At 56.4% G+C, this 14,201-nt stretch carries 11 protein-coding genes; 5 read left to right on the top strand and 6 right to left on the bottom strand.

The genetic code is table 11. The features are described from left to right. Nucleotides 1–13 precede the first annotated feature (13 nt). The 4 genes from uraA to bglK all read right to left on the bottom strand — a co-directional run bounded on the left by uraA (nt 14) and on the right by bglK (nt 4,552). Entirely contained in the window at nt 14–1,312 is a 1,299-nt protein-coding gene (gene uraA, locus HCK03_RS06640; protein ID WP_041146686.1) for a uracil permease, read from the bottom strand. Nucleotides 1,313–1,408: 96 nt separating this feature from the next. Beyond that, nucleotides 1,409–2,035, bottom strand: a complete 627-nt coding sequence (upp, locus tag HCK03_RS06635; RefSeq protein WP_041146687.1) for a uracil phosphoribosyltransferase — start codon at nt 2,033–2,035, stop codon at nt 1,409–1,411. Between the two features lie 182 nt (nt 2,036–2,217). Then, a complete protein-coding gene (locus HCK03_RS06630) occupies nt 2,218–3,648 on the bottom strand; it encodes a 6-phospho-beta-glucosidase (RefSeq protein ID WP_167691299.1) in 1,431 nt (476 codons plus the stop codon). Between the two features lie 10 nt (nt 3,649–3,658). Next, a complete protein-coding gene (gene bglK, locus HCK03_RS06625) occupies nt 3,659–4,552 on the bottom strand; it encodes a beta-glucoside kinase BglK (protein ID WP_041146689.1) in 894 nt (297 codons plus the stop codon). A gap of 264 nt (nt 4,553–4,816) precedes the next feature. Here bglK and purM point away from each other — a divergent pair, with 264 nt between their 5' ends. From purM to ppx, 4 genes are all read left to right on the top strand, one after another. After that, nucleotides 4,817–5,854, top strand: coding sequence for a phosphoribosylformylglycinamidine cyclo-ligase (purM, locus tag HCK03_RS06620; protein ID WP_115192131.1), 1,038 nt, complete (start codon nt 4,817–4,819; stop codon nt 5,852–5,854). Beyond that, nucleotides 5,851–6,492, top strand: coding sequence for a phosphoribosylglycinamide formyltransferase (gene purN / locus HCK03_RS06615; RefSeq protein ID WP_041146691.1), 642 nt, complete (start codon nt 5,851–5,853; stop codon nt 6,490–6,492). The genes purM and purN overlap by 4 nt, the downstream gene beginning before the upstream one ends. A gap of 285 nt (nt 6,493–6,777) precedes the next feature. Continuing rightward, on the top strand, nt 6,778–8,838 hold the full coding sequence (ppk1, locus tag HCK03_RS06610) for a polyphosphate kinase 1 (RefSeq protein ID WP_041146692.1): 2,061 nt from the start codon (nt 6,778–6,780) through the stop codon (nt 8,836–8,838). Nucleotides 8,839–8,841: 3 nt separating this feature from the next. Then, complete coding sequence (gene ppx, locus HCK03_RS06605; RefSeq protein WP_134527260.1) at nt 8,842–10,374, top strand: exopolyphosphatase; 1,533 nt, start codon at nt 8,842–8,844, stop codon at nt 10,372–10,374. 40 nt (nt 10,375–10,414) lie between these two features. Here the strand turns inward: ppx and HCK03_RS06600 are convergent, their stop codons facing one another. After that, entirely contained in the window at nt 10,415–12,652 is a 2,238-nt protein-coding gene (locus tag HCK03_RS06600) for an EAL domain-containing protein (protein WP_143966629.1), read from the bottom strand. A 354-nt stretch (nt 12,653–13,006) separates the two neighbouring features. On the opposite strand from HCK03_RS06600, the gene HCK03_RS06595 reads away from it, so the two are divergent. Then, complete coding sequence (locus HCK03_RS06595; protein WP_071844960.1) at nt 13,007–13,198, top strand: YfgG family protein; 192 nt, start codon at nt 13,007–13,009, stop codon at nt 13,196–13,198. Between the two features lie 39 nt (nt 13,199–13,237). On the opposite strand, the gene HCK03_RS06590 is transcribed toward HCK03_RS06595, so the two are convergent. After that, a complete protein-coding gene (locus tag HCK03_RS06590; RefSeq protein ID WP_167691298.1) occupies nt 13,238–14,122 on the bottom strand; it encodes a LysR family transcriptional regulator in 885 nt (294 codons plus the stop codon). Nucleotides 14,123–14,201: the final 79 nt, after the last annotated feature.

The following is a 14,201-nucleotide window of genomic DNA, read 5'->3' as shown; positions in this document are numbered from 1 at the left end:
CCCGGCTGGAGGATCAGCGTTTTGCCTCGGCGTCATCAGCCGAATCAGCCGCGTCCAGAACCACCTCTTCCGGACGCAGGACGCTAATTAATTTGAAGATCAGGCTCAGGGCGACGCCAACGATCGTGGCCAGCGCCATGCCTTTCAGCTCCGCCGCGCCGATGTGCACCTTCGCGCCGCTGACGCCAATGATCAAAATCACCGAGGTCAGGATCAGGTTCTGCGCCTTGTTGTAATCGACCTTCGATTCAATCAGCACGCGGATACCCGATGCGCCGATCACGCCGTACAGCAGCAGCGATACGCCGCCCATTACCGGCAGCGGAATGATCTGAATGGCCGCCGCCAGCTTGCCGACGCAGGAGAGCAGAATGGCGATAATCGCCGCCCCGCCGATAACCCAGGTACTGTAGACGCGGGTAATCGCCATCACGCCGATGTTTTCACCGTAGGTGGTGTTGGGCGTCGAGCCAAAGAAGCCGGAGATCATCGTCGACAGGCCGTTGGCAAACATCGAGCGGTGCAGGCCGGGATCGCGAATCAGATCCTTTTTAACAATATTCGCCGTCACCACCAGGTGCCCGACGTGTTCGGCAATCACCACCAGCGCGGCAGGCAGGATGGTGAAAATCGCAAACCACTCAAAGCGCGGGGTGTAGAAGGTCGGCAGCGCAAACCAGTGCGCCTCGACGATAGGAGTGGTATCGACAACGCCCATCACAAAGGAGAGCGCGTAGCCCACCAGCACGCCGATAAGAATCGGGATGATGGCGAGGAAACCGCGGAACAGCACCGAGCCAAACACCGTCACTCCCAGCGTCACCATTGAGATAATAATGGTTTTGCTATCGGGCGACTGCCCGTCAGCGGGCAGCAGGCCGGCCATATTCGCCGCGACGCCGGCCAGCTCAAGGCCGATAACCGCGACGATAGCCCCCATGGCCGCCGGCGGGAACATCACGTCCAGCCAGCCGGTGCCGGCCTTTTTAACAATAAAGGAGACGATGCAGAACAGCACGCCGCACATAATAAAGCCGCCCAGCGCGACCTCGTAGCCCAGCGGCAGCAGCAGCAGAACCGGGGAGATAAACGCAAAGCTCGACCCCAGATAGGCCGGGATTTTGCCCTTACAGATAAACAGGTACAGCAGCGTGCCGATACCGTTAAACAGCAGCACGGTAGCCGGGTTGATGTGAAACAGGACTGGCACCAACACCGTTGCGCCAAACATAGCGAACAGATGTTGCAAACTTAGCGGGATTGTCTGTAAAAGCGGCGGTCTTTCACTCACCCCGATTGCGCGGCGCGTCATAGTGTTTTCCTCTGAGTGTCGTTTATTAGTTGCTGTTGGCGTGTTTTATTCAAAAAAAAGCCGACTCTTAAAGTCGGCTTCTTATTAATGCTGCAATTATTTGGTACCAAAAATCTTATCGCCGGCGTCGCCGAGCCCGGGAATAATATATCCGTGCTCGTTGAGGCCCTGGTCAATGGACGCGGTGTACATCTCGACGTCCGGGTGCGCTTTCTCCAGCGCGGCAATCCCTTCCGGAGCGGCAACCAGTACCAGCACCTTGATGCTTGAGCAGCCCGCTTTTTTCAGCAGGTCGATAGTGGCGATCATCGAACCGCCGGTTGCCAGCATCGGGTCAACCACCAGCGCCATACGTTCGTCGATATTGGAGACCAGCTTCTGGAAGTAAGGCACCGGCTCGAGGGTTTCTTCATCACGGTAGATGCCAACGACGCTGATGCGCGCGCTCGGGACGTGTTCCAGAACGCCTTCCATCATGCCGAGGCCGGCGCGCAGAATAGGCACGACGGTAATTTTCTTACCTTTGATCTGCTCAACTTCAACCGGGCCATTCCAGCCTTCGATGGTGACCCTTTCGGTCGCCAAGTCGGCGGTGGCTTCATAAGTTAGTAAGCTACCAACCTCTGAGGCGAGTTCACGGAAGCGTTTGGTGCTGATGTCGTGCTCGCGCATCAGGCCCAGCTTGTGTTTGACGAGTGGGTGTTTCACTTCCACAATCTTCATTCTCTTTCTCCTCTGAGGGGCAGCCACAAAAAAAATCGCGGGATTATACCGCTTTTTCCCATTTGCGCCATAGCCGATATGTTTGACCGGGATCAACCAAAATGCTTTGCGCTGCCTGAGCCAGTATAAATCAAAATAAAAAAAACCCGCGCAGGCGGGGTTTCACGGGGCTTCCAGGCGGTTTAGAGTATTTCGCCGTTACTGCCGATAACCTGCTGATACCACGCAAAAGATTTCTTGCGGCTGCGGGCCAGGGTGCCGTTACCTTCGTTGTCTTTATCGACGTAGATAAAGCCGTAACGCTTTTTCATCTCGCCGGTTCCGGCAGAGACCAGGTCGATACAGCCCCACGGGGTGTAGCCCATCAGGTCAACGCCGTCTTCCACCACCGCTTTTTTCATTTCGGCGATATGGGCGGAGAGATAATCAATGCGGTACTGGTCGTCTACCGTGCCGTCAGCTTCGCGCACGTCGATAGCGCCAAGGCCGTTTTCAACAATAAACAGCGGCAGCTGGTAATGATCCCAGAACCAGTTCAGGGAGTAGCGCAGCCCAACCGGGTCAATCTGCCAGCCCCAGTCCGATTTCTGCACGTACGGGTTGGAGACCAGGCTTTTCGTCTCGTCATAATCCAGCTGCGGATTATCTTCGGTGGCCTTGGTGGCGAACGACATATAGTAGCTGAAGCCAATATAGTCGACGCAGCCTTCGCTTAACGCCACGCGATCTTCTTCGGTGATATCCAGCGCAAAGCCGCGGCGCTCAAAGTAGTTGAGCAGGTGCTGAGGGTACTTACCGCGCACGTGAACGTCGGTGAACCAGTAGCGGCGGTGCATGGCGTTCATCGCCATCATCATATCGTTCGGCGCGCAGGAGAGCGGGTAAATGGGGCACATCGCAATCATGCAGCCGACCTGCAGCGCCGGGTTAATCTCCCGCGCGGCTTTCACCGCCAGGGCGCTGGCAACCAGCTCGTAGTGCGCGGCCTGATACATCACCGGCTCGCGATCCTCACCCGGCAGGAACTTCAGCCCCGAGTTGGTGAACGGCGCAAAGTCTTCGTGGAAGTTTGCCTGGTTGTTGATCTCGTTAAAGGTCATCCAGTACTTCACTTTATGCTGATAGCGCTTAAACACCACCTGCGCAAAGCGCACGAAGAAATCAATCAGCTTACGGTTACGCCAGCCGCCGTATTCGCTCACCAGGTGATAAGGCATCTCGAAGTGGGAGAGCGTAATAACCGGCTCAATCCCGTGCTTCAGGCACTCGTCGAACAGATCGTCATAGAACTGCAGCCCGGCTTCATTCGGCTCCTGCTCGTCGCCCAGCGGGAAAATGCGCGTCCAGGCAATAGAGGTACGAAAGCATTTGAAGCCCATTTCCGCAAACAGCTGAATGTCATCTTTATAACGATGATAAAAATCAATCGCCTCATGGTTAGGGTAATTTTTACCCGCCACTACGCCGTCGGTAATTTCACGCGCCACGCCGTGGGCGCCTGCGGTCATCACGTCGGCAACGCTCGCGCCCTTGCCGCCCTCCTGCCAACCACCTTCCAGCTGATGCGCCGCAACCGCGCCGCCCCACAGAAAACCTTCTTTAAATCCAGACATGTTCTCTTCCTTATGAGCGATCGCCCGTCGGCGACCGGTATTGCTGATTGAAATGGTAAACGGCGCCAATTAGCCCGGCGTCGTTGCCGTGGCTAACGGTGTCGATATAGTCTGCAATGCCAAACCAGGCCAGATGTTCACGCAGCAGCGTCAAAAAGCCCGGCCGTTCCACGATGCCGCCGCCGATGAGGATAGTCTGCGGATCGAACACGTTGACGAGGTTATAAAGGCCGGTGCCAAGGCCGTTAAAGAATTCGGCCACCAGCCGATGACAGGTCGCATCGCCCCTGTCGTAGCGATCGAATATCTCTTCCCCGGTCACCTCTTCCAGCGTTTTGCCGAAATGCTCGGCGTAGCGCTGGCGTAAGACGCGCAGGGTACAGTTCTCATTCATTGAGTAGCGACGAACGTTGCGGGCGCCCGGGCGCTGGGTCTGCATATAGCCAAATTCGCCGGCGCGAAAGCTTGCGCCGTGCACCAGCCGGTCATTACAGAAGATAGCCCCGCCGATCCCGGTGCCAATCGTCAGAACCAGAAAATCACTTATATTGGCGGCTTTGCCCTGCCAGCGCTCGGCCAGCAGCACGCAGTTAGCGTCGTTTTCAATGGCGACGGGAAGTCGGGTCCGTTGTTCAAGCCAGGTTTTGATAGCGAAATTATCGAATCTGCGGATAGCGCCGCCCATTTCGATATAGCCGGTGTGCGGATTAACGTAGCCGGGCGCGCTGATCGCCACCCCTTCACACTCCGGGTGCGCGGCGATCCACGCCAGCATGGCCTGCAAAATTTGCTCGCCGTCGCTGTCGCGAATCGGCTGCTTTCCCTTCTCCAGCAGCTCGCCGGTGCTGGTCATAGTGCCCATTTTTAGTGCCGTGCCACCAATATCAAATGCGGCAATTATCATCCTGTCCACTCTCCTGAATCCCCTCGGTACCGTCGTTTGGTTCGCTTAAACAAAAAAAGAAACCGGTTTCAGTGGCATGATGGTCATTCTGGCGCGCCGAGGCAAGCACAAGAATGTACCCGGTTTCATTTTCGTGAACAGTATCAAATTTGTCCATCTCGCCGCCGATTAACGCCGACTGTAAAGCAGGCTCGCAAACGTTTGCTATCCCTGTTAGAATTGCGCCGATTTTTCTTGCTACCGCAAATGTGTGGAGACTTCGCAGTGACCGATAAAACCTCTCTCAGCTATAAAGATGCCGGCGTAGATATTGATGCAGGCAACGCGCTCGTCGACCGTATTAAGGGTGTGGTGAAGAAAACCCGCCGCCCTGAAGTGATGGGTGGACTGGGCGGATTCGGCGCACTGTGCGCATTGCCGCAGAAATACCGCGAACCGGTACTGGTATCCGGCACTGACGGCGTCGGCACCAAGCTGCGTCTGGCAATGGACCTCAAGCGTCACGACACTATCGGTATCGACCTGGTAGCCATGTGCGTCAACGACCTCGTGGTTCAGGGCGCTGAGCCGCTCTTCTTCCTCGACTACTATGCGACCGGCAAACTGGACGTCGATACGGCGGCCAGCGTTATCAGCGGCATCGCCGAAGGCTGCCTGCAGTCAGGCTGCGCGCTGGTTGGCGGCGAAACCGCAGAAATGCCCGGCATGTACCATGGCGATGATTATGACGTCGCGGGCTTCTGCGTCGGGGTTGTAGAAAAATCAGAAATTATCGACGGCAGCAAAGTTGCCGACGGCGACGTGCTGGTCGCACTGGGCTCCAGCGGCCCGCACTCCAACGGCTACTCGCTGGTGCGTAAAATTATTGAAGTCAGCGGCGTCGACCCGCAGACCACCGACCTGAACGGTGCGTCACTGGCCGACCATCTGCTGGCGCCGACCCGCATCTACGTAAAATCGGTGCTGGACCTGATCGCAAACGTTGAAGTTCACGCTATTGCGCACCTGACCGGCGGCGGCTTCTGGGAAAATATCCCGCGCGTTCTGCCGGATAACACCCAGGCGGTGATCGACGAGTCCTCCTGGCAGTGGCCGGAAGTCTTCAAATGGCTGCAAACTGCCGGCAACGTCAGCAGCCATGAAATGTATCGGACCTTCAACTGCGGCGTCGGCATGGTCATCGCGCTGCCGCCGGAAGCCGTCGATAGCGCCCTCGCTCTGCTGAACGAAAAAGGTGAAAACGCGTGGAAAATAGGCTATATCAAAGCCTCTGATTCCGAACAGCGTGTGGTCATTGAATGAAAAACATCGTGGTGCTGATTTCCGGTAGCGGCAGTAACCTGCAGGCAATGATTGACGCCTGCGCGCGGAAACAGATCGGCGGCACCCTGCGAGCGGTATTTAGCAACAAGGCCGATGCTTTCGGCCTTGAACGCGCGCGTGAGGCCGGTATCCCGACCCATGCGCTCACCGCCAGCCAGTTCGCCAACCGCGAAGCGTTCGATCGCGAGCTGATGCACGAGATCGACGCCTACGCGCCGGATGTGGTGGTGCTTGCGGGCTACATGCGCATTCTTAGCCCGGCGTTTGTTGCCCACTATCAGGGGCGGCTGCTGAATATCCACCCTTCCCTGCTGCCTAAATATCCCGGACTCCATACCCATCGCCAGGTACTGGAAAACGGCGATGAGGAGCACGGCACTTCGGTGCATTTCGTCACCGATGAGCTGGACGGCGGCCCGGTTATTCTGCAGGCCAAAGTTCCGGTTTTCGCCGGCGATAGCGAAGATGACGTTACCGCTCGCGTGCAGGCTCAGGAACACGCCATTTACCCGCTCGTCGTCAGCTGGTTTGTCGACGGTCGTCTGCGCATGGAGGGCGGTCAGGCCTGGCTTGACGATGCGCCTCTGCCGCCGCAGGGGTATGCGGCAGAAGAGTAATAGATAGCGCCTCTCACATCCGTCAGAGGCGTTTTTTTTGCCACCGCAGTCACCGCTCATCTGCGCCAGAACCCCGGGCGACGGATGCCTTTTTGCGCCCGACGCGCGGCAGCAAGCATCAGAATCAGCGTTTTTTGCACACAGAACGAGCAAAGGAAAGCGACCGTCTTTTCTTCGCAGCGCGTTGAAAGAAAACTGTCATACTTCTTTGACATAGTTGGACATTCAATGGCAAAGCTCGCCATAATGAAAAAGCAACATCAATCAACCGGAGTGTGAGTTGTAATGGGCCAGGAAAAGCTATACATCGAGAAAGAACTCAGCTGGTTATCCTTTAACGAACGCGTACTTCAGGAAGCGGCGGATAAGAGCAACCCGCTGATTGAGCGCATGCGTTTTTTGGGCATTTACTCCAACAACCTCGATGAATTTTATAAAGTGCGCTTCGCTGAACTTAAGCGCCGCATCATCATCAGTGAAGAGCAAGGTAGTACCGCCCATTCTCGCCACTTATTAGGTAAAATCCAGGCCCGGGTGCTGAAGGCCGACCAGGAGTTTGACAGCCTCTACAATGAGCTGCTGCTGGAGATGGCGCGAAATCAGATCTTCCTGATTAACGAACGCCAGCTGTCGGTCAACCAGCAGTCCTGGCTGCGCAACTACTTTAAGCAGTATCTGCGCCAGCACATCACCCCTATTTTGATTAACCGCGAAACGGACCTGATCCAGTTTTTGAAAGATGATTACACCTATCTGGCGGTGGAAATCATTCGCGGCGACACCATTAACTACGCCCTGCTGGAAATTCCGTCAGATAAAGTTCCGCGCTTTGTTAACCTGCCGCCGGAAGCCCCGCGCCGCCGCAAGCCAATGATCCTGCTCGATAACATTCTGCGCTACTGCCTGGATGATATCTTTAAAGGCTTCTTCGATTACGATGCGCTGAACGCCTACTCGATGAAAATGACCCGTGATGCCGAGTACGATCTGGTGCACGAGATGGAATCGAGCCTGATGGAGCTGATGTCCTCCAGCCTGAAACAGCGCCTCACCGCCGAGCCGGTGCGCTTTGTTTATCAGCGCGACATGCCGGACACCATGGTTGAAATGCTGCGGGCCATGTTCTCGATTTCACGCTATGACTCGATGCTGCCGGGCGGCCGTTACCACAACTTTAAAGACTTTATCGGCTTCCCGAACGTCGGCAAAGCCAACCTGGTCAACAAGCCGCTGCCGCGCCTGCGCCACACGTGGTTTGATAAGTTCCGCAACGGTTTCGACGCCATTCGCGAACGCGACGTGCTGCTCTACTACCCGTACCACACTTTTGAGCACGTGCTGGAACTGCTGCGCCAGGCCTCCTTCGACCCCAGCGTGCTGGCGATCAAAATCAATATTTACCGCGTCGCCAAAGACTCGCGGATCATTGAGTCCATGATCCACGCCGCCCACAACGGTAAAAAAGTCACCGTGGTGGTCGAGCTGCAGGCGCGCTTTGACGAAGAGGCCAACATTCATTGGGCGAAGCGCCTGACTGAGGCCGGCGTGCACGTTATCTTCTCCGCACCTGGGCTGAAGATCCACGCCAAGCTGTTCCTGATTTCGCGTAAAGAGGGCGACGAGGTTGTGCGCTACGCCCATATCGGCACCGGTAACTTCAACGAAAAAACCGCGCGCCTGTATACCGACTACTCCCTGATCACCGCGGATGCGCGAATTACCAATGAAGTTCGTCGCGTGTTCAACTTTATCGAAAATCCGTACCGTCCGGTTAGCTTTGACTATCTGCTGGTGTCGCCGCAGAACTCGCGCCGCCTGCTGTATGAGATGATCGATCGCGAAATTGCTAACGCCCAGAACGGCCAGCCTTCCGGGATCACCCTTAAGCTGAACAACCTGGTCGATAAGGGCCTGGTTGACCGCCTCTACGCGGCCTCCAGCTCCGGCGTTCCCGTTAACCTGTTAATCCGCGGTATGTGCTCCCTGATACCGGGGCTTGAAGGGATTAGCGACAACATTCGCGTTACCAGCATCGTTGACCGCTTCCTGGAGCACGACCGCGTCTATGTCTTTGAAAACGGCGGCGATAAGCAGGTCTGGCTCTCTTCCGCTGACTGGATGACGCGCAATATCGACTACCGTATTGAAGTCGCCGCGCCGCTGCTTGACCCGCGTTTGAAACAGCGGGTGCTGGATATTTTTGACATCTTGTTCAACGACACGGTGAAAGCACGCTATCTTGATAAAGAACTGAGTAATAGCTACGTGCCGCGCGGCAACCGCCGTAAAGTTCGCGCTCAGATGGCGATCTATGACTATCTCAAATCACTCGAACAGCCCGATTAACCTATGCCTATAAACGAAAAAGCCCCTCGTCCCCAGGAGTTTGCTGCGGTCGACCTTGGTTCAAACAGTTTTCATATGGTGATCGCCCGTGTCGTCGACGGGGCAATGCAGATCATCGGCCGCCTTAAACAGCGGGTTCATCTGGCCGATGGTCTGGATGAAAACTCCGTGCTCAGCGAAGAGGCGATCGCGCGCGGGCTTAGCTGCCTGTCGCTGTTTGCCGAACGCCTGCAGGGCTTTGCGCCCTCCAGCGTCTGCATCGTTGGCACGCATACGCTACGCCAGGCGGCGAACGCGGCCGAGTTTCTCAAGCGCGCGGAGCAGGTTATCCCCTATCCGATTGAGATAATCTCCGGTAACGAAGAGGCGCGCCTGATTTTTATGGGCGTTGAGCATACTCAGCCCGAGCGTGGCCGCAAGCTGGTGATTGATATCGGCGGCGGCTCAACCGAGCTGGTCATCGGCGAAGATTTCGAGCCGCGGCTGGTCGAAAGCCGCAGAATGGGCTGCGTCAGCTTCTCGCAGATTTACTTCGCTGGCGGCATTATCAACAAAGAGAATTTCCAGCGCGCGCGCCTGTCGGCGGTGCAAAAGCTGGAAACCCTGGCGTGGCAGTTCCGCATCCAGGGCTGGACCGTGGCGCTCGGCGCCTCCGGGACCATTAAGGCCGCTCAGGAAGTGCTGATCGCCATGGGCGAGAAGGACGGCTTTATCACCCCTGAACGCCTTGAAATGCTGGTCGCTGAGCTGCTGAAGTATAAAAACTTCGACTCGCTTAGCCTGCCGGGCCTCTCTGAAGAGCGCAAAGCGGTATTTGCTCCGGGGCTGGCGATTCTGTGCGGCGTGTTCGATGCGCTGGCCATCAAAGAGCTGCGCCTATCGGACGGGGCGCTGCGTGAAGGCGTGCTGTACGAGATGGAGGGCCGTTTCCGCCATCAGGATATCCGCAGCCGCACCGCGCAAAGCCTGGCCAACCAGTATAATATCGACCGCGAACAGGCGCGTCGGGTGCTGGAGACCACCACCCATATCTTTGAGCAGTGGCAGGATCAGAACCCTAAGCTGGATAACCCGAACCTTTCGGCGCTGCTGAAATGGGCGGTTATGCTGCACGAAGTGGGGCTGAATATTAACCACAGCGGTATGCATCGCCACTCCGCATATATTCTGCAGAACAGCGATTTGCCGGGCTTCAATCAGGAGCAGCAGATGCTGATGGCCACGCTGGTGCGCTATCACCGTAAGGCCATCAAGCTCGACGATTTGCCGCGCTTTACGCTGTTTAAGAAAAAGCAGTTCCTGCCGCTTATTCAGCTCTTACGCCTCGGCATTCTGCTGAACAACCAGCGCCAGGCGACGACAACGCCGCCGACGCTGAAGCTGAAGACCGAAGCCAACCACTGGACGCTGGTATTCCCGCACGACTGGTTTAGCCAAAATGCGCTGGTGCTGCTCGATCTGGAAAAAGAGCAGCAGTACTGGGAAGGCGTACCCGACTGGCTGCTGAAGATTGCCGAAGAAGAGCCTGATAGCTAGCAGGCAGGCCGGGCGCTCTGCGTCCGGCCTGTTTTACCCGTCAAACCGCCTTCGGCACGTCCAGGTTAGCCAGCGTCTCCAGCGGCACGGGCTCGCCAATCTCATAGCCCTGCATGTAGTCGATACCCAGCGACATCACCGCCTGACGAATCTCCTCCGTTTCAACATACTCCGCCACTACCTGCATATTCTTCATCCGCGCCAGATGGCAAATCGAGGCCACCACCTGATAGTCGAGGCTGCTGGTGACCAGATTACGAATAAAGCTGCCGTCAATTTTCAGCAGGTCGACGTTGAGGCTTTTCAGCCGAGCGTAGCTGGCATAGCCGGTCCCGAAATCATCGATCGCCACGCGGCAGCCCAGCGCCTGTAAATGGGCCAGCGTTTGTCGCGCCTGCTCCGGATTGTTCAACGAGTGATTTTCGGTCAGCTCGAATATTAGCTGCCAGGGCTCAACCCCGAAGCGCGCCAGCCGCTGCTCCACCTCCTGTGGGAACTGGCTGCGGCTCACCGACACCGGCGACAGATTCACCGCCAGCCGCAGGCCCGGAAGAGTGTGCCGATGCTGGTTCATAAAGGAGAGCGTATTTTCCAGCACCCACAGATCGATCCGCGAAGCGAGGCCAAACTCGTGGGCTACCGGGAGGAAGCTATCCGGATTGATGGTTTCGCCATTCTCGCCCACCATCCTCAGCAGCACTTCATGGTAGCTGTCGCCGCGGATCCCGACTATCGGCTGCGCCATCAGGCGAAAGCGGTCCAGCTCCAGCGCCTGCAGGATCTGATTCATCATCGCCACCTTATCCTTTAGCCCATGCTGGACGTGGATCGCGCCCCGACGCTGCATATTTTCCGGGTGACCGCTGGTTAACGACATATCGGCAATGGTATTCAGCTCGCCTAAGAGCAAATACAGATGCTTCACCGGCGAGCGCACGCTGCAGTAGCTCAGGCCCACCGCGGGCTGCAGCGGCATCCCGTCCCAGACAAAGCGAAACTGCTTCAGGTGTTTATCCAGCGCGTCGATTCGCGCCTTGTGATCGTCGCAGTTCATACGGATAACCAGATCGTGGCCCGAGAGGTGATGAACGGCCTCATTCGGCTGCAGCAAGGCGCTAAGGTGTTCTGCCAGATTTTGCTTGTACTGAATGCGCAGCATCACCCCATAGTGCCGTCCCAGCAGCTCCAGCTCAGGGATGCGCAAAAAGCACAGCACCGACCACGGCGAGCTTTCGAGGGCCCGGCTTAGCGCGCGTAAATTCGGCATATGCACCACCGGGTCGAGAAACGCCATTCGCCGCACGCGCGCGTGGATCAGCCGCTGCTGTGTCGCCAGCATGGCCATATAGGCGATAATAAACGAGAACACCAGGTAGCTGGATGAGGTGATAGCCAGCTGATTATTGTAGCCCATCGAGAACGGCAAATAGCGGTCATGAAAATGGATAATAAGAATTAATACTGGCGTCCAGACCATCGCGATAAAGCGATAGCCAAAGCGCATCGCTCCCCACAGCATCACCGGCATAAGTAATGATAATGTATAATTTGTGCTAAATATCGTACTGGTATTACTCAAGGGTATTAATAATAGTACTAATAACATTAACAGCGTAAGTGCCCAGAAAATAAACTCAACCCGCTTTATTTTGGGGTCAATTTGCAGGCGAATTTGCGAAATAAATCCGCGTATATGTAATGGATTACGAATAATGCGCAGCAGAAAATAGCACAGCGGTACGCCGGTTAAACACCCGACCATCAGCGCCTGGAAAGTGATTAGCGATCGTAAACTAAAGGGGTCAATGCCGATCAGGCCCGTGGCGCGAGGATGCAGGCCAAGGTACTCGGCAAACTGAGAAAGCACGAGGAATATTGCCGACGGCAGCAGCATTTGCCAGAACAGCCTCTGCGGCATCAGGCCGACGTTACCGTGCGAGATCTGCTGCCTGCGCGGGACAAAAATACGGTAGCCGCCCCAGCACAATACCACCGGGATCAGAAAGTGGAAGATAACGCCGACTGCCTCTTCCGGAGCCATGCGACGGGCCACCGTGCACCACAGCCCGATGATAATGCCGGGCAGCGCGCTCCAGCCAAAAAACAGCATCAGGCTCAATACCAGCGCCAGCGGTAAATAGTAAAGAGAAACTTCATTACCGTTCAGCTCAGCGTAGGTATTTGTCCATCTCGCCAGGGGAAGTAAGAGAGTAGGTAACACCAGCGGCAGCGCCCACCACTTGTCCCGATATTGTCTGTACAGATTAATTATGCTCATAGATGCTCTACGGATAACCCAAACTCCAGCAGGGTATATTCAGGCAGGCATCCAACCCAACCATCTCAACCGCGTAAGGAATAATGACGCGGAACTGGCTGGAGATTCTAGTTACCAGCGAAAACAGACAGTTGATATAAATCAAGAAATCATTTAGCTAATATTAATAATGCTTATTTTTTTGCCATTAGCCGCTGGAAAAAGAAACCATGTAAATGCATTGATTATGTTATATAACACTAAGTAATGCTTTTGGCTGAGGCACTTTTACATCCTCATCAATTGACCCCGCCCCTTTCCTGTGCCTTAATACGCCTAACGCCCATGTTATGGGTATACTTTAAGGAACCTTTTGTGAGTCAGGCACCCAGTATGCGTAAACGACATCGATTTAACCGTCGCATGACCCGTATCGTACTGCTTATCAGCTTTATCTTTTTCTTTGGACGTTTCGTCTACTCCTCTATCGGTGCCTGGTACCATCATCAGGACAAAAAAGAGTCGCAGCAATCCACCGCCCCGGTGGTCACGCCGACCCGAGAATAGCCTCGCCGTCACCAGCCGTTCGCCGTATTCGATGTCCGTTCAGCTTCCGAGTTGCCGCAGCAGGCGCAACATTTCGGCGATCCCTTTACTGAGGATTTTATCCTGGCGCATCACCACGCCAAGCCGGCGATGAAGGTATGGCGTCAGCGAGTGAACGCTTAGCCCGCGACGATCATCGGCGTCCTGCACCGCCATACGCGGCACAATGCTGTAGCCCAGCCCGGCGCGCACCATGCGCTTGATCGCCTCGATACTCCCAAGCTGCATCACCGGCGCAATCGTCAGGCCTGCGGCATGAAACCAGCCGTCAATCAGCGCCCGGGTGCCGCTTCCCGCCTCAAAGGCAATCAGCGGCAGGAGCTGCAGAACGTCCGGCGTAAGCCGCGGCGGCGCCAGGCCGTCGCTGGCAAAAATAAACACAAACTCCTCATCGATAACCGGGGTGACCGCCAGGCTACGCCCGTTTGCCGGCAGCGTCACCAGCCCAAGATCGAGCCGGTTTTCCTCCACCGCCCGGACGATATCGAGGGTATTTCCGGTGGTCACGCCCACCGTCAACAGCGGGTGGCCCTCGCGCAGCTGCTGCAGGATCGGGGGTAAAAGATGAATACAGGCCGTCGCCCCGGTACCGAGGGCAATCGCGCCGCTGACCTCATGGCTAAACTCGCCGACCGACCGCAGCGCCGCGCTGACCGCCTGCTCAATATGTTCGCCGTGGGCCAGCAGCGTCAGGCCGGCCGCCGTCGCCTTCACGCCCCGACCGGTGCGCTCCACCAGCCGGGCCTGAAGAAACTGCTCCAGCTGCCGCACCTGCAGGCTGACGGCCGGTTGCGATAGCCCCAGCACGTCGGCGGCGGCGGAAAAGCTCCCCCGCTGCACCACCAGCCGGAAGGTCGCCAGGTTTGCCAGATTCAGCGTCATCATCGCAAAGTTTCTCTTATAAGGGTCATAAACGGACGGGTCTGCCAGCACAATAGCCTGCGGGATATGCTGTCGACAACCG

It is taken from the genome of Klebsiella terrigena, from assembly GCF_012029655.1.
Classification (GTDB): Bacteria; Pseudomonadota; Gammaproteobacteria; order Enterobacterales; family Enterobacteriaceae; genus Klebsiella; species Klebsiella terrigena.
This window is presented reverse-complemented; position numbering and strand designations above follow the sequence as displayed.